This is a genomic window from Spinactinospora alkalitolerans, from assembly GCF_013408795.1.
GTDB lineage: Bacteria > Actinomycetota > Actinomycetes > Streptosporangiales > Streptosporangiaceae > Spinactinospora > Spinactinospora alkalitolerans.
The window spans coordinates 41,151-57,437 of record NZ_JACCCC010000001.1 but is presented as its reverse complement, the minus strand read 5'-3'; the positions used below and the strand labels follow the sequence as shown (position 1 = coordinate 57,437).

Genomic DNA, 16,287 nt, shown 5'->3' with positions numbered 1-16,287 from the left:
GGCCTCCTCGCCTGGCACCGCCCGGGTCAGTGTTTGAAGTGCACGAACAGCCTGCCGAAGTTCTTGGAGTCCTTCTCCACGCGGTGGTAGAGGCGCTTGACCTCCTTCTGCTCCAGGAAACGCAGCACCCGCTTCTTCAACTGGCCGGAGCCCTTGCCGGGGATGATCTCGACGGTCTTGGCCTTGGTCCGGACGGCCTCGTCCATGATGTCGCGCAGCGCGCGGTCGATGTCGGTACCGCGGTTGTAGACGTCGTGCAGGTCGAGCTTGAGCTTCACGCCGCGGCCCCCTCGTTCCTCTCGCTCAGGAAGACCGCGGTTCCCGGGAGGATCCGGCCCCGCAGCGGGCTCCAGCCGCCCCACACCTGCTCGTTGTCCTCGGGCCACTCCGGCTCCACCAGGCCGGTCAGGCGCAGCCCCGCGCCGACGATCGCGGCCACCCAGTCGCCGATCGTGTGGTGGTGCTCCACGTAGACGGCCCGCCCCCGGGCGTCCTCCTCCACGTAGGCCCGGCGGTCGAAGTAGGAGTCGCGCGCGGTGAGGCCGCCCTCGGTCGGGTCGTCGGGGAAGCACCAGCGGATCGGGTGGGTCACCGAGAACACCAGCCGGCCGCCCGGGCGCAGCACCCGCGCCGCCTCGCGCAGCGCGGCGGGGGCGTCGGGCACGAACGGGAACGCGCCGTAGGCGGAGCAGACCAGGTCGAAGGAGCCGTCGGCGAAGGGCAGACGCTGGGCGTCGGCCTGGGCCACGGCCAGCGCCCGCCCGGTCGCGTCGTCGATCCGCAGCGAGTGCTGGAGCTGGCGCGCCGAGACGTCGATCCCCACGACCTCCGCCACGCCCCGGGCCCGCAGCCAGCGGCCGCACTGTCCGGCGCCGCAGCCCACCTCGAGGACCCGCGCGCCGACCAGCTCCGCCGGGTCGCCGAGTAGGTGCGCCGCCGCCTCGTCCAGCCCCTCGGGCCCCCACACGAATCCGGTGTCGCCCAGGAACCCGCCGTGTTCGGCCTGGTAGTCGTCTGCCTCGCGCTCCCACCAGACCCGGCTGGCCCGCGCGCTCTCCTCGGCCCCGGCCGGCCGCCGCGCGATCTGCGCGACGTCGGCGTGCATCAGGTCGTCGGTCATGGGGCCCATCCTGGCACCGCTGGAGTGCTCATCGAGCTTCGACCGCTGTGTTCGCGGGGCGATGCGGGACTTTCAAGGTCCGGACCGCTGTGCCGCCGGCGGCTTGCGCACCGCGGCAGCCGGCCCCCTGTGCGAACGCGACCGTCGGACATCGGTCAGACGCGCGCTTCGGGCCGGGGATCCGGGCCGGAAGGGGCGGAGTCCCCGCCGCCCGAGCCGTCGCCGCCCGGTCCGCCACCGTCCGGCCGACCGCCCTGGGCGGCGTCCCGGAGCTCGCGGCGGATCAGGAAGAACCAGCCGACGATCGCGATGACCGTGAACACCCACCACTGCACGGCGTAGGAGAGGTTCATCCCGGTGTCGGTCTCGGGGGCGGGAACCGCCTCGGGCGCGGGGTCGGTGGGCGGGTCCTGCTCGGTCAACTCGACGAAGCCGCCGTGGACCGGATAGGGCAGGCCCGCCGCGATCTCGTCGACGTCGATGATCATGATCTGCCCTTCGGGCAGGCCGTCGCGTTCGCGGATCCCGGTGTTCTCAGGGGTCTCGCTGTACTGGAGCCGGCCGGTCACCGCGGCCTCGCCAGCGGGTGCGGGCGGAACCTCCGGCTGCTGGGTCGAGGTCGGCGGCTGCTCCACCCAGCCCCGGTTGACCAGCACGGCCGTGCCGTCGCCGGTCACCAGCGGGGTGATCACGTAGAGGCCCACGCCCCTCGAGCCGTCCCGGTTGCGGACCAGCAGCTCGTGCTCGCTGTCGTAGGTGCCGGTGGCGGTGACCGTCCTCCAGCGGTCCTCGCTGTCCACGTCGCCGCCCACCGAGGTCAGCTCCTGGACGGGCACCGCGTCGCTGCTGAGGTTGGCCTCCTGCAGCGCCACCGCGGCGGCCTTGTCCTCCCATCTCCCGTACTGCCAGAAGCCCAGCGCGATGAAGGAGGGCACGACCAGGACCACCAGCGCGTGGAACGCCAGCATCCGAGGTGAGAACAGGACCCGAAGCACATCTTCGAGGCTACGAGATGGTCGCGCCCACTCGTCATCGCCCCGGGCCGACGCCCCGGGCCGGCCCCGTGGACCCCGCGGTCCCGGCCCGGAGAACGCGGTCGGCCCCCGGCGCGCTGCCGGGGGCCGACGTCGATCGTCACGCGTACGCGGGCCGGATCAGTCCTCGACGGACTCGGCGGACTCGGCGGCGGCCGCGGCCTTCTTCTTGCGGGAGAAGTACATGGCGGCACCGCCACCACCCAGGGCGGCGACGGCCGCGGCGACGAGGCCGCCCAGCGCCGCGCCAGTCACGGGCAGGCCGCCGGCGGGCTTGGAGTCATCGGCGGCCGGAGGGGTGTCCTCGGAGCCCTGGTCGTCGCCGGAGTCGCCGCCGTTGCCCTCGTCCTCGTCCTTGCCGCCGTTCTCGTCCTCGTCCTTGCCGCCCTCGTCCTCGTCCTTGCCGCCGTTCTCGTCCTCGTCCTTGTCGCCCTCGTCCTCGTCCTTGCCGTCGTCGCCGTCCCCGCTGTCCTCCTCGGAGATCTGCTGCATGCACTCGGCCTCGGCCACGCCGAGCACCGAAACGGCGTTGCCGCAGACGTCCACCGCGGCGTCGACCGGGATGTTGACCTGGTTGCCGCTGGCCACGCCACCGGAACCGTCCGTCTCCTGCTCGGCCCCGTCGCCGTCCCCGTTGCCGGAGGAGTCCCTGACGGCGTTGACGACCGTCGTGCACTCGGCCTTGGAGACGCCGAGCACGGCGATGGAGTTGCCGCAGACGTCCACCGCGACGTCAACGGGGATGTTGATCTGGTTGCCGCTGGCCACGCCACCGGAACCGTCGGTCTCCTGGCTGTTCTCCTCCGAGTCGGCCACCTTCTTGACGATCTCGGTGCACTCGGCCTTGGAGATGCCGCCGACGGCCGCGGAGTTGCCGCAGACGTCCACCGCGGCGTCAACGGGGATGTTGATCTGGTTGCCGCTGGCCACGCCACCGGAACCGTCGGTCTCCTGGCTGCTGCGCCCCTCATCGCTGGAGGCGTAGAGGACCTTCGAGATCTCGGTGCACTCGGCCTTGGAGATGCCCAGGACGGCCAGGGAGTTGCCGCACAGCTCGGCCTCGATGTCGACCGGGACGTTGACCTGGTTGCCGCTGGCCACGCCACCGGAACCGTCCGTCTCCTGGTCGGCGAAGGCGTAGGGGGCGAAGCCGCCGACCAGCCCCGTGGAGAGCAGGGCGACGGAAGCGGAGGTGTAGAGCTTCTTACGCATGTTCAGGCAGGACCTTTCGCTGACTGCGTTACCAAAGGTAACCGTTTGAGGCCTTAGCGTCACTAAGAGCGGGGTCAGTGAACCGCGGGCCCGAATATGAGACGCCGGGGGATTTCCGCCTTGCGTCAACGGCAGGAGGGGGCCGAGCCGATTCACGGCACAGGCCACCCGGAGCGCAAGCGACAGAGTGCTTCGACTTGCTGACAGACCGCTACGTTAGCAGTCTTTCGGCCACGGGAGGCAATTTTGGATGTAATTCCCGCAAAATCGGGGAAGCCGCCGATTACGACGGTCGGACGCCCCTTCCTATACCCCCAACAGGCACAACCGAGGGTACCGCTCCTCACCCCGGTCGAACGGTAGGAACTCTACTAGGCATCTTCGTAAATTCGGACTGAACCTAAAGCGCACGTCGTAAATCGCTACTTTGTGCAACCATCCGGCCGGACGGCCATTCAGTACTGCCATAAGGCCAACATAAAGGGCCTATGACCCAAGTCGCCCATAAAGGACATATCACCCAAGATGGCCCCGAGCCGGTTCCGAACGCACGAAAGCCCCGGTCGGGGGATCCGAGGATCCCCCGACCGGGGCTCGCCACCGGTCCGGCCGGTCGGCCGGACGCGCGGCCGGGACTAGCTCTGGACGCCCAGGCCCTTGGCGACGCCGCCGCCGAGGTCGGGGTGGACGTTGGTCCAGTACTCGACGACGCGCTTCTTCATGTCGTCGGTGACCTCGGGGGCCGAGGCGTGGCCGACGATGTTGTCCACCATGTTGGCGCGCTCGGAGTCGGAGAGGACCTTCTCCCACAGCGCACGCGGCTGGCCGAAGTCGTCGTCCTCCTTGTGGAGCTGGTAGGCGGAGCGCACCATCTCACCGGCGACGTGGTAGCCCTCCCCCTTGAACAGCTCGGGGTCGGCGACCGGGCCGCCCGCGGTGTTCGGCGCGTACACCGGGTCGCCGCCGTTGTAGAACGCCATCGCGCCGTCGCGGTTGTAGCTGTTGACCGGCGACTTCGGGCGGTTCACCGGCAGCTGCAGGTAGTTGGCGCCGATGCGGTAGCGGTGGGTGTCGGGGTAGGAGAACAGCCGGCCCTGCAGCATCTTGTCCGGGCTCATGGCGATGCCCGGCACCAGGTTCGAGGGCTCGAACGCCGCCTGCTCGATCTCGGCGAAGTAGTTCTCCGGATTGCGGTTCAGCGTGAACCGGCCGATGGTGATCTCCGGGTAGTCCTCGTGCGGCCACACCTTGGTGAGGTCGAACGGGTTGAACCGGTAGTCGGCGGCGTCCTCGAACGGCATGACCTGGATGTTGACGGTCCAGGACGGGAAGTCGCCGTTCTTGATGGAGTTCCACAGGTCGCGGCGGTGGACGTCGGGGTCCTCGGCCTCCAGCGCCTTGGCCTCGCCCGCGGTGAGGTTCTCGATGCCCTGCTCGGTCTTGAAGTGGTACTTCACCCAGAACTTCTCGCCGTTGGCGTTGTACCAGAGGAAGGTGTGGCTGCCGAAGCCGTGCTGGTGCCGCCAGGTCCTGGGGGTGCCGCGGTCGGTCATCAGGAACGAGACCTGGTGGGCCGACTCGGGGTTCAGGGTCCAGAAGTCCCACTGCATGTTGTTGTCGCGCAGCTGGTTGTCGGCGCGACGCTTCTGGGAGTGGATGAAGTCGGAGAACTTCGAGGGGTCCCGGATGAAGAAGATCGGCGTGTTGTTGCCGACGAGGTCGTAGTTGCCCTGCTCGGTGTAGAACTTCAGGGCGAAACCGCGCGGGTCGCGGGCGCTGTCGGCGCTGCCCAGCTCGCCGGCGACGGTCGAGAAGCGGAGCAGCAGAGGGGTCTTCTTGCCCTTCTGGAACAGATCCGCCTTGGTGTACTGGCTGACGTCCTCGGTGATCTCCATCTCACCGAAGGCGCCACCGCCCTTGGCGTGCACCACGCGCTCGGGCACGCGCTCGCGGTTGAAGTGGGCCATCTTCTGGATCAGGAAGTGGTCCTGCAGCAGCAGCGGACCGTTCGGGCCGACCGACTGGGAGAAACCGTCGCTCGGAGCCGGGATGCCGGCGTCGTCCGTGCTGTAGGGAACCCGTTCACTCACTCTGCTCGCACCTTTCGGGATGAGGAATTGGGAGGGCGGTCGGCCGCGGCGGCCGCGCAGCGGTCCGACCGGTGGACATCCGGGCGCGGGGGCGGGAGGACCGGGGCGCGCCCGCCTCCCGGACACGCGGGACCCCCGGCATGACCGGTCCTCGCTCTACTTCTTCTGGCAACTCGGACAGACGCCCCAGAACACCACTTCGGCCTCGTCGACGGTGTAGCCGTGCGTGCGCGACGGCTCCAGGCACGGGGCCCGGCCGACCACGCAGTCGACGTCGGTCACCTTGCCGCAGGTGCGACAGACCAGGTGGTGGTGGTTGTCTCCGACGCGGGCCTCATAGCGCGCCGGCGAACCGGCGGGCTCGATGCGGCGGATCAGTCCGGCTCCCGCCAGCGCGTGCAGACCGTCGTAGACCGCCTGGGTCGACACGTGCCCGACCTTGGTCCGGACGGAGCGCGCGACGTGCTCGGCGTCCAGGTGGTCGCCCACCCGGACGGACTCGAGGATCGCCAGCCGCGCAGCGGTGACCCGCAGCCCGACTTCGCGAAGGTGTGCGGCGTCGTCCATGATCAGCAGCATAGGACACTAACTTGAACTATTCAAGAAAACGATGAAGTCAAGTTAAGTGTCCGGCGGATGGCGCGCCTGCTGCTCTCCGGCCCGACGGGCGCCGCCCGTCCCCGCGGCCCGGCCCGGGCGACTCGGCGCGCCCGGGCGGACGGGGCCGGGCTCCCGTAACGAATGGGACTCATTGGGCGCAAAACCGCAAACGGGGGATCGGGACCCGACGTCCCAGATGTGCAGGACCACCCCTTTTGTTCCCGCACCCCTGGAGTCCCCCGTGCTCTCCTCGTCCCCCCGCACCGATGGTGCGCGCCGGCTCGGCGCGCTGTTCGCCATCGCGGCCTTGGCCACGGCGTGCGGCACAGCCCCCACCGACTCCTCCTCCGACCTGGAGCCCAACGCGGACGCCACGCCGGCCGACGAGGGACCGGCCACGCCGAGTGAGGCGCCCGCGGAGCCGTTCACGATCGCCTTCGGCGGAGACGTGCACTTCGAGACGGTCCTGCGCTCGCGGCTGGACTCCGACCCCGAGACCGCGCTCGGCCCGGTCTCCTCGGTCCTCGGCGAGGCCGACATCGCGATGGTGAACCTGGAGACCGCCGTCACCGAGGGCGGCACCCAGGCGCCGGGCAAGCAGTTCGTCTTCCGCGCGCCCCCGACTGCGCTCCAGGCGCTGCGGTCGGCGGGGGTCGACGTCGCCACGGTCGCCAACAACCACGGCATGGACTTCGGCCGGGACGGTCTGGCCGACACCCTCGACAACGCCGAAGAGGCCGGCTTCCCGCTGGTGGGCGCCGGGCGCGACGCCGACGAGGCCTATGCCCCGCACATCGTCGAGGCCAACGGCAACGAGGTCGCGATCCTCGGCGCCACCGACGTCTTGGACGACCACCTCATCGCCGAGTGGACCGCGGGCGAGGACAAGCCGGGCATGGCCTCGACCAAGGGCGAGATGCTGGACCGCATGCTGCGGGCGGTGTCCGAGGCCGAGGAGCAGGCCGACAGCGTCATCGTCTACCTGCACTGGGGACTGGAGGGCGACCACTGCCCGCTCCCGCACGCCCCCGACCTCGCCCGGCAGCTCATCGACGCCGGCGCCGACGCCGTCGTGGGCGGCCACGCGCACGTGCTCAGCCCCGGGGGCTACATGGGCGACGCCTACGTCCACTACGGCCTGGGCAACTTCGCCTTCTACAACTTCGACGGCCCCACCGCCGAGACCGGCGTGCTCGAGCTGACGATGCAGGGCGGCGAGGTGCTGGAGGACGAATGGCTGCCCGGCCGGATCCAGGGCGGCGTCCCCGTCATGTACGAGGGCGAAGCCGCCGGCCAGGCCCGCGACACCTGGGAGGGGCACCGCGCCACCTGCACGCCCGACCTCGGTGCCGAGCCCGGGGGCGGATCCTCCGAGGGGCGATAGGGTCATATCGCCGCCTCTGCGGTCTCAAGGGCCACAAGCCCCTTTTTCCGGCGTTCGCGCCATCACGTTCCCCAAACCTGGCACAATCGGGCGCAATCCTGACGCGCGTAGGAAGGGGAGCCGTGCCCGAGTCCAGCGATCACCGCTTTGACCTGCTCGCCCCGGGCGAGGAGCAGCCCGCGGCCCTGCCGGGATCGGCCGGCGAACACCGCATGCAGGAACTGTTCGGGACGGAGGACCGGGCACAGCGGTTCTACCGCGACCAGGTCCTCGACCGGTTGAACGCCCGGATGCGGGAGTTCGTCGCCCGCCAGGAGATGGTCTTCGTCGCGACCTCCGACGCCCGCGGCGAGTGCGATTCCAGCCTGCGCACCGGGCCGCCCGGGTTCGTGCACGTCATCGACGACCGGACGCTGGCCTACCCCGAGTACCGGGGCAACGGGGTCCTGGCCAGCGTCGGCAACATCGCCGAGAACCCGCACGTCGGCCTGATGTTCCTGGACTTCGAACGCGACCGCATCGGGCTGCACGTGAACGGCTGCGCCACGATCCTCGACGACGTCGAGCTGCGGCGGCACACCCCCGGCCTGCCCGAGCCGGCCCTCCCCGGCCAGCGTGCGCAGATGTGGGTGGTCGCCCGGGTCGAGGAGGCCTACATCCACTGCCGCAAGCACATTCCGCCGATGCGCAGGGTCACCGCTCAGGACCCGGCCTCCTGGGGCACCGACGACACCCGCCGCAAGGGCGGCGACTTCTTCGAGTCCAAGGGCACCCCCGCCCCCTGGTCGGGCGAGCCCGCCCGGTACGGCCACTGAGCGATCCCGTTCCCCCTTGGCCCCAGGGGGTGGAGCTCGGCCCCGGGAGGGGTCCCGTGCGGGTGCGGTTCTCTCGCGTGGCCGAAGGCCCCTTGAGGCGAACGTCGCACCCGGTGTGCTCGCGCGGAGCCGGGCACCACGCGAACACGGGCCTACGGCCACACGGCGGCACCGCCCGTTCACCGCGAACCCCTATGGCCGGAGCCTCCCCCCGGCGACCGAGGACACCGGGCCCTCATCCGGTCACGCCTGCCGCCACGCCGCCAGGACGGCGTCGATCTCCGTGGTCAGCGCCTGCTTGTCCGCGGTGTCGAGGAAGGACGCCGCGACCCCGTTGCGGGCGAGCGCGGCCAGGTCCGCGCCGGTGAGGCCGAGCCGTTGCGCGGTGCGGTACTCGTTGAGCAGGTCGGTGCCGAACATGGGCGGGTCGTCGGAGTTCAGCGTGACCATCAGGCCCTCCTCCAGCATGCGCGGCAGCGGGTGGTCCTCGATCCTCTCGACCGCGCGGGTGCGCAGGTTGGAGGTTGGCGAGACGTCCAGCGGGAGCTGCGTCTCGCGCAGGTGCCCCACCAGCCGCGGGTCCCTCATGCTGTCGATCCCGTGCCCGATCCGCTCGGCGCGCAGCACGTTGATCGCCGACCAGACGCGCTCGGGCCCGCCGTTCTCCCCCGCGTGCGGGAGGCTGTGCAGGCCGGCGGCCCTGGCGCGCGCGTAGATGCCGGCGAAGGGGTCGCGGTCCACCTCGATGCCCCCGACACCGAAGCCCACGACACTGTCGGGACCGTCCTTGAGCACCGCGTCCAGCGTCTTCTCGCCCACTTCGACCCCGAAGTCACCGGGGAAGTCGGGGATCCAGCGCAGCCTGACCCCGTGCTCGCGCTCGGCCTCGCGCCTGGCGTGCTCCAGCCCGGCGAACACGACGCCGGCCGGGATCCCGCGCATCAGGTGGTTGTACAGGCTGACGTGCAGCTCGGCGTAGCGGACGTTCTGCGCCGCCAGGCGGGCGGCCACGTCGGCGGCCAGCAGCGCGAAGTCCTCCTCGTCGCGCAGGGTCCGCACCGAGTTGATGTAGACGTCGATGAAGTGCGGGAAGTCGCGGAAGGCGTAGTAGTCGTTGATCTCCTCCAGCGAGCCGGGGAGGTCGGCCACGCCGTGTTTCACCGCCAGCTCCAGCAGTGTGGCGGGCTGCATCGAACCTTCCAGATGAACGTGAAGCTCCACCTTGGGCAGGTCCCGGATGAGCGCCTCGACGGCGGGCTCGGAGGGCGTCGCGCTGTTCATGCGGTGACGCTACTGAAGCCCCGGACGCCTTCCAAGGCTTCGACCATCCTTTTGACGGCGAAATGTCAGCAATGTCGCGACACGCTCTTTGCGGCGCACCGGTCCTGGCCACGCGGCCGCGGGACGCGCCGGTCGCGCCGCCGGGGCGCCGCGACCGGCGCCCCGGCGGCGCGCAGGGCGGTCACCCGGCCTCGGGTGCCCCGTTCACCCGGCGCGGCAGGCCCAGCGGATTGTCGTCGCGCAGCGCCTCGGGCAGCAGCGGCTGCGGGACCGACTGGTAGGTCACCGGACGCAGGAAGCGCCGGATCGCCGTGGTGCCCACCGAGGTGTGCAGCACCGATGTGGTCGCGGGGTAGGGGCCGCCGTGGGTCATCGCGTGCGTCACCGAGACGCCGGTGGGCCAGCCGTTCCACAGCACACGGCCGGCCTTCTCGGTCAGCACGGCGAGCAGCCGCGCGGCGACCGCGTCGCCGTCCTCGGCCTGAACGGTCGCCGTGAGCTGCCCCTCCAGCGCGCCGGCCACCTCCACCAGCTGCTCCTCGTCGGTGTAGGTGACCACCAGCGAGGTCGGGCCGAAACACTCCTCCAGCAGCACGTCGCGGTGCTCCAGCAGTGAGGCGGCGTCGGTGCGCAGCAGCGTGGGGGTCCAGTCGCCCTCCGCCGCCGCGCCGCGCACCAGCACCTCGGTCACCCGGTGCCCGGTCAGCTCCGCGAGTCCGGTCTCGAACCCCTCGGTCACCCGCTCGTTGAGCAGCCGGGAGGCCGCGCGCCCCGCGACGTCGGCCGCCAGCGCCTCCAACCCGGTGCCCTCGGGCACCAGGAGCACGCCCGGCTTGGTGCAGAACTGGCCGGATCCCAGCGTGAACGAGTCGGCGTAGCCGGAGAGGACGGCGTCGCCGCGCGCCGCGAGGGCCGCGCGGGTGACGAACACGGGGTTCAGGCTGCCGAGTTCGCCGTAGAACGGGATCGGCCTGGGGCGGGACGCGGCGAGGTCGTGCAGCGCCCGGCCGCCCGGGATCGAGCCGGTGAACCCGACCGCGGCGGTTCGCGGGTGCAGGACCGCCCGCCGACCGGTCTCCTGCCCGAAGACCACGGCGAACACGCCTTCCGGCGCGCCGGCGTCGCCGAGGGCCTTGGCGACGACCTCGCCGGTGCGCCGGGCGAGGCGGGGGTGGCCCGGGTGCGCCTTGACCACGACCGGGCAGCCGGCCGCGAGCGCGGAGGCGGTGTCTCCCCCCGCCGTGCTGAAGGCGAAGGGAAAGTTGCTGGCGCCGAAGACCACCACCGGCCCGAGCGGGACGAGCATCCTGCGGACGTCGGGACGCGGCCCCATGCCCCAGTCCGGGTCGGCGGTGTCGATGGCGGCTTCGAGGTAGGAGCCCTCTTCGACCGTCTCGGCGAACAGCCGCAACTGGAAGGTGGTGCGGGCGAGCTCGCCCCGGCAGCGCGCCTCGGGCAGGTGGCTCTCGGCCATGGCGATGGGCACGAGTTCGTCGGCCGCGGCGTCGAGCTCGGCGGCCGCGCGGCGCAGCATCGCCGCCCGTTCGGCCGGCCGCAGCCCGCCGAACACAGGGGCCGCCGCCTCCGCCGCGGCCATCACCCGGTCGAGCCCGGCCTCGCTGGTGTCGGTAATGGTGCTGGTGGTGTCGGTCATACCTGTCGTCTCCCGAGATGGTGCGAGTGGCCGTTGCCGCTTCATCCCATCATTTCGCACTCTCCAAGAAAGCGTTTGCCAATCCAGAGGGCGCGGAGAGCCGGTGGAGAGTGCACGACCGTGCGGCCGGGAACCGATGGAGCCGCGGGCCGGATCCGGCCACCCCCCGCCGCGGACCCGGGGCGGTGATGACGGTGATCGCATGCGCGCACCGGCCCGGCTCTCCGGCCGGCGATCGCGGGGAAGGACCGCGCACCGACGGAGACGGAGCCTGCGGGGAATGGCCCGAGGGCCGCGAGCCACCCTCGGGCCCCACACGGCGGAGCGGTCCCGGACGGAGGAGTCCGGGGAACGAAGGGTCCGGAAGTGGCCAAATCGGCGTTCGCCACATGGGGCGCGATCCCCGAACCGCGATAGTGCGGGAACCATTCGCGTTCGGAAAGGCATCATAGAGACGTGACGACCACTTCCCGCAGCTCCGCGCCGACCACGCCCAGGCAGCGTCACGAATCCGGATCCGACATCGGGTCGGGCGAGCCCGCGGAGAGCACCTGCAAGAGACGGGTCGACCCGTCCGACCCCGCTCTGGCACACGCTCCGCTGCGCCGCCTGCCGGCGCAGCAGCGCAGCATGGCCCGGGTGCAGCGGATGCTCGACGCCTGCGCCGAACTCCTCGACGAGTCCGGCTACACCCAGTTGTCGACCACCCGGATCGCCGAGCGCGCCGGCGTGGCGATCGGGTCGGTCTACCAGTTCTTCCCCGACAAGAGGGCCATCACCCAGGCGCTCGGCCTGCGCTACCTGGACCTGTTCAGCGTCCGGGTGACCGACCGGCTGGCCGAGATGACGTTCGCGCACTGGACCGAGGCCGCCGACGCGGTCGTCGACGAGTACATCGACATGCACCGCAACGTCCCCGGCTTCCGCAGCCTGCACTTCGGCGACGTCGTCGACGTCCGGCTGCTCGACGCCGACACCGACAACAACCGGGTGATCGCCACCCGGCTGCGGGAGCTGCTGACCTCGATCGCCGGGGCCAAGGACGACGAGCGGCTGGACCGCGCGGTCGTGGTGGCCGTCGAGGCCGCCGACGCCGTGCTCAAGCTCGCGTTCCGGCACGACCCCGACGGCGACGCCACCCTCATCGCCGAGGTGAAACTGATGCTGCGCAGCTATCTCGGCCGACACTTCGGGTCGGAATAGAAAGGGGGAACCGACCGCGACTTTCCCAAAGAGGACGATAGGGTTATTTCGCCCTACCGTCCGGAATCCAGCATCGCCGCTGGCAGTATGGAGACCGCGGGGCGGATTCCACGGTGGGAGAGCACCGTGCCCGGCTCCGCACACCGGTGCCCGCGCGCCATGGGGGAAGTGAAGATGGCGCCGCAGACACCGCGTGCGACCGGACGCCGATGCGCTTCGGCGTCCCCGCAGGCCCGGACGTGAAGACGACATTCCTCATTCCTTGCCCGCTACGCACAACGAGGTTCACGAGCGGAGCGGCCGGCTGCCACGCAGGAGGGGCACCCCGGCCCGAAGCGTTTGAACAGGGGGAGGACCCTCAGTGGTAGCTGACAGTACACTCGCAGAACCGTTGACCGGCACGGCCGCCGGAGTTCCCTACATCGCGGTGCCGCCGCCCGACACCAGTGAGCCGGCGCCGATGATCGTAGCGCTGCACGCGTTCGAACCGCCGCGCAGCGAGGCCGCGCTCGCGGGGACCCTGCCGCTCGCCTCCTTGCAGGCGTGGAAGTTCTACTTCGGGCTCCCGCTGTTCGGTGCCCGCCTGCCCGACGGCGGCGTGGCCGAGATCAACCGGCTCGGCCAGACCGACTACCTGATCCAGTTGTACGGCCCGGTCGTCGAGCAGGCCGCGGCCGAGCTGTCCCGCGCAGTGACCGAGCTGCGCGAGCGGTTCCCCGTGCACGACGGCCCGGTCGGGCTGATGGGTGTCGGGGCCGGCGGCGCGGCCGCGCTGCTCGCGCTGGCCGAGAGCCGGATGCCGATCAGCGCCGTCGGCGTGGTCAACCCGATCGTCGACCCCACCCAGGTGCTCACGGCCCGTGAGCGGCGGCTCGGCGTGGCCTACCACTGGACCGAGGAGTCCCGTGACGTGGCCGCCTGGCTGGACTTCACCGGCCGCGCCGACGACCTGGCCGCGCGCACGCCGCAGCCGCCGCTGCTCGTCATCACCGGCCGGCACGACGAGGTGATCCGGCCCGACCACGGCCAGGCCCTGCACGACGCGCTGGCCCCGCGCTACCACCCGCAGGCGCTGCGCCACATCGTCATCCCGGACCTCGCCCACACGATGGGCCCGGAGCCCGGACTGGAGCCCGGCCCGCCGGCGCCCGGCAACGTGCTGGCCGACCGCGCCCTGAGCGAGTGGTTCCACCTGCACATGACCTCGGCGACCCAGGCCACCCTGCGACTCGGCTAGGACGTGTCTCCCTGTTCAGGGCCGTCGCGGGCGTGCGATGGCAAGGCGGAGGAGCGAAGTCGCCGTCGGTTCCCCTGCGAGTGACGACAGCGCCGCGAGCGTGCCTCCAGCGCGGCGCGTAGCAGGCCGGGGAGAGACGCGGCCCGGCTTCGCTCCGCGAGCCGGCCGCGGGGGTGGCCCGAATGGACCTTACCGGCGAACCGCTTCATGCTGCCGTGCGGCCGTGTGGCCGGCCGGGTGAGGGGCCGCCGTCAAGAGAAGCGGCGACGAGGGCGGCGGTCTCCTCGCCGATCTTGACTCTGCGGGGCCTGAAAACGTTGCGATAATCCCGACAAGGCCAAGACCGCCGGAGGAGGGCCCGGGGTACAAGGCCGCCACAGCAGACCTGAGCCGCATATTCACCGAAAGCCGAGGCCACGCGGCAAAGCTCAGTAGCCGCGCTTCCCGCCCTTCTTGGGGCCCTTGGCCCGGACGTCGATGCCGCCGAACAGGCAGGTGCCGGTCAGCCGGATGGTCGGGGCGTTGGGGTCGGTGACCGAGTCGGTCCCGTGCGTGCTGGTGCCGCCGAAGATCGCGGTCGTGGCGTTGACCACCCGGACGCCGTACGGGACGGTGATCTGCAGGCCGCCGAAGATCACGGCGCACTGCACGATCACCTCGCGCTGGGTGAGCACCGCCTCGCGGAAGTCCAGGTCGATGCCGCCGAACATGGTGGAGACGTTGGTGCGCGGCTCCACCAGCCAGCGGCCGGCGCGTTCGGCGCCGCCGAACACCGCGACGATGTTCTCCCTGCCCTGGCTGCCCGCGGCGAGCCTGCGCGCCTCGTCGGAGGTGACCGTCATGCCGACCGGGTCCTCCTGGGGCTCCGGGGCGCGGCCGGCGGTCGCGGGGAGGTCGCGGGTGAGGGGCGCGAGTTCGCCGATCGTCTTGGCGCGGTAGAGCGATTCGAGGCGCTCCTCGTGCTCCTCCCGGGTGAGCCGGCCCTCGGCCAGCGCCTCGCGGAGCCGCTCCGCGACGCGATCGCGGTCGGCGTCCGAGGCGCGGATGTGATCGGGCTCCATAGCCGGGGTTCCCTCCTGAAGGAATGCGGAATAGCGCATCGCGGCGGTCCAGGCTACTTCTCCGCCCCGACCTCGCGCGTCTTGGCCTCCACGCCGCCGAAGACGCACACCCCGGTGACGCGGACGGTGGGCGCCTCAGGGGGCAGCGAGGCATCGGCGTGCTTGAGGCTGACCCCGCCGAAGATCCCCGACGCCTCGTTCACCACGCGCACCCCGGGCGGCACGACGAGGTCCAGGCAGCCGAAGACGAGCGCGCACTGGACGGTCACCTCGCGCTGCGACAGTATGGCCTCGCGCAGGTCCAGCTCCACCCCGCCGAACATGGCGGAGACGTTGGTGCGCGGTTCCACCAGCCAGCGGCCCTTGCGCTCGGCCGCGCCGAACACGGCGACGATGTTCTCGGAGCCCACGCCCGAAGCGATCAGCTCCAGGTCGGAGGCCGAGGAGCCGGAGCCGTCCGCCGGGGCGGAGGGCACCGGGCGGTCGGCGCCGGGGAGGTCGCGGGTGAGGGGCGCGAGTTCGCCGATCGTCTTGGCGCGGTAGGCCGAGTCGAGGCGCTCCTCGTGCTCCTCCCGGGTGAGCCGGCCCTCGGCCAGCGCGTCGCTCAACCGCCGCGCGACCAGGTCGCGATCGGCGTCCGACGCGCGCATGGCGCCGGCCTGCGGGAGCGGGTCCTGATTCACGATTCGCGTCATACCCACGAGTATCGATCCGGGCCGGCCGCCGCCGGATCCGGAGACGACCCTGGTGTGTCCCTGACTTGGCCGGCGCGCGACCCTGACGCCGGTCCCCGGCCTGCTTCCGCGCCCTCGGCTCACTCCTCGACGACCGCGCAGTAGGCCGCCACCCTGGCGCGCCGCACGGCGCGGTCGAGCAGGCGCAGGGCCTCCCTGCGCGCCTCCATCTGGCCGGCTGTCAGCCCGCGCCCCTCGTCGCCGCCGGCGAGCCGCACCACGACGGCCAGCCGGTCGGCCAGCGCCGCGACCCGGTGTGCCCGCTGGGGGTATCCGGGCGCCAGGCCGTCGGTGGGCGCACGGCCGACGTCGCGCAGGTCGGCCAGGGCCCGGGTGACCTCGGGCCCCCACGACGCGATGTCGTTGACCTGGCCGAACAGGGCCGTCGACTCCCGGATCGCGAGATTGAGCCGGTGCTCGGCGTCGGCCAGCGGCACCGGCTCCGGCGTCGCGTCGGCGGCGGGGTGGGGCATCCAGGAGACTCCCACGTAGGATGAGCCACGCCGGTCCTCGCTGGGGACGAGCCCCACCTGCCGGTCGTCCAGCCGCACCAGCACAGCCTCCCGAGCCTCGATCGCCGCCATGTTGAGTTCCGCCGCTCCCACCAGCCCCAGCGGGTCGCCGGGCACCGGCAGGCACAGCCTGAACGCGCTCAGGCCCAGGGAACGCAGCCGGGCGAGCGCCGTGCGCAGCGGCGCTCCGGCCTCGAAGGGCAGGTCGCCCCCTGTGACGGCGCCGATGACGTGGGGCCCGGTGCGCCGTTCCACCGCGCCGACGGCGTCGTCCAGCCCGACCCGGCCGGACAACCACGCGTTGCCCCACGCGACGAGTGGTGCGGATGACAGTTCTCGAAGCATCGGTT

The 16,287-nt window shown here is 71.6% G+C and carries 15 protein-coding genes; 4 read left to right on the top strand and 11 right to left on the bottom strand.

From position 1 onward, the window contains the following. Positions 1-26: 26 nt before the first annotated feature. From HDA32_RS00295 to HDA32_RS00270, 6 genes are all read right to left on the bottom strand, one after another. Positions 27-278 carry a Smr/MutS family protein gene (locus HDA32_RS00295; protein WP_179641251.1) on the bottom strand — a complete coding sequence of 84 codons (252 nt, stop codon included), beginning with the start codon at positions 276-278 and terminating at the stop codon, positions 27-29. After that, on the bottom strand, positions 275-1,120 hold the full coding sequence (locus HDA32_RS00290) for a class I SAM-dependent methyltransferase (RefSeq protein WP_179641250.1): 846 nt from the start codon (positions 1,118-1,120) through the stop codon (positions 275-277). Before HDA32_RS00290 ends, HDA32_RS00295 begins: the two co-directional genes overlap by 4 nt. Before the next feature lie 155 nt (positions 1,121-1,275). Further along, positions 1,276-2,115, bottom strand: coding sequence for an SURF1 family cytochrome oxidase biogenesis protein (locus HDA32_RS00285; protein WP_312862982.1), 840 nt, complete (start codon positions 2,113-2,115; stop codon positions 1,276-1,278). Positions 2,116-2,274: 159 nt separating this feature from the next. Beyond that, positions 2,275-3,366 (bottom strand): chaplin, encoded by a 1,092-nt coding sequence (locus tag HDA32_RS00280; RefSeq protein WP_179641249.1) that lies wholly within the window; start codon positions 3,364-3,366, stop codon positions 2,275-2,277. Between the two features lie 635 nt (positions 3,367-4,001). Next, positions 4,002-5,456, bottom strand: coding sequence for a catalase (locus tag HDA32_RS00275; RefSeq protein ID WP_179641248.1), 1,455 nt, complete (start codon positions 5,454-5,456; stop codon positions 4,002-4,004). A 156-nt stretch (positions 5,457-5,612) separates the two neighbouring features. Beyond that, the gene (locus HDA32_RS00270) at positions 5,613-6,023 is read right to left on the bottom strand and encodes a Fur family transcriptional regulator (protein ID WP_179641247.1); all 411 of its coding nucleotides are present in this window, start codon (positions 6,021-6,023) and stop codon (positions 5,613-5,615) included. Positions 6,024-6,252: 229 nt separating this feature from the next. On the opposite strand from HDA32_RS00270, the gene HDA32_RS00265 reads away from it, so the two are divergent. Both HDA32_RS00265 and HDA32_RS00260 read left to right on the top strand, forming a co-directional pair. Continuing rightward, on the top strand, positions 6,253-7,440 hold the full coding sequence (locus HDA32_RS00265; RefSeq protein WP_179641246.1) for a CapA family protein: 1,188 nt from the start codon (positions 6,253-6,255) through the stop codon (positions 7,438-7,440). 212 nt (positions 7,441-7,652) lie between these two features. After that, positions 7,653-8,255, top strand: coding sequence for a pyridoxamine 5'-phosphate oxidase family protein (locus HDA32_RS00260; protein WP_179646367.1), 603 nt, complete (start codon positions 7,653-7,655; stop codon positions 8,253-8,255). Between the two features lie 243 nt (positions 8,256-8,498). Here the strand turns inward: HDA32_RS00260 and add are convergent, their stop codons facing one another. Then, on the bottom strand, positions 8,499-9,536 hold the full coding sequence (gene add / locus HDA32_RS00255; RefSeq protein ID WP_179641245.1) for an adenosine deaminase: 1,038 nt from the start codon (positions 9,534-9,536) through the stop codon (positions 8,499-8,501). A gap of 181 nt (positions 9,537-9,717) precedes the next feature. Beyond that, positions 9,718-11,190 (bottom strand): aldehyde dehydrogenase (NADP(+)), encoded by a 1,473-nt coding sequence (locus HDA32_RS00250; RefSeq protein ID WP_179641244.1) that lies wholly within the window; start codon positions 11,188-11,190, stop codon positions 9,718-9,720. 630 nt (positions 11,191-11,820) lie between these two features. Here HDA32_RS00250 and HDA32_RS00245 point away from each other — a divergent pair. Beyond that, positions 11,821-12,393, top strand: coding sequence for a TetR/AcrR family transcriptional regulator (locus HDA32_RS00245; RefSeq protein WP_179646366.1), 573 nt, complete (start codon positions 11,821-11,823; stop codon positions 12,391-12,393). A gap of 361 nt (positions 12,394-12,754) precedes the next feature. Next, positions 12,755-13,630, top strand: coding sequence for a prolyl oligopeptidase family serine peptidase (locus HDA32_RS00240; RefSeq protein WP_179641243.1), 876 nt, complete (start codon positions 12,755-12,757; stop codon positions 13,628-13,630). 428 nt (positions 13,631-14,058) lie between these two features. Here the strand turns inward: HDA32_RS00240 and HDA32_RS00235 are convergent, their stop codons facing one another. The 3 genes from HDA32_RS00235 to HDA32_RS00225 all read right to left on the bottom strand — a co-directional run bounded on the left by HDA32_RS00235 (position 14,059) and on the right by HDA32_RS00225 (position 16,282). Next, positions 14,059-14,691 carry a DUF1707 SHOCT-like domain-containing protein gene (locus HDA32_RS00235; RefSeq protein WP_179641242.1) on the bottom strand — a complete coding sequence of 211 codons (633 nt, stop codon included), beginning with the start codon at positions 14,689-14,691 and terminating at the stop codon, positions 14,059-14,061. A 53-nt stretch (positions 14,692-14,744) separates the two neighbouring features. Continuing rightward, positions 14,745-15,386 (bottom strand): DUF1707 SHOCT-like domain-containing protein, encoded by a 642-nt coding sequence (locus HDA32_RS00230; RefSeq protein WP_246334175.1) that lies wholly within the window; start codon positions 15,384-15,386, stop codon positions 14,745-14,747. 119 nt (positions 15,387-15,505) lie between these two features. Beyond that, positions 15,506-16,282 carry an Rv1486c family protein gene (locus HDA32_RS00225; protein WP_179641241.1) on the bottom strand — a complete coding sequence of 259 codons (777 nt, stop codon included), beginning with the start codon at positions 16,280-16,282 and terminating at the stop codon, positions 15,506-15,508. Positions 16,283-16,287: the final 5 nt, after the last annotated feature.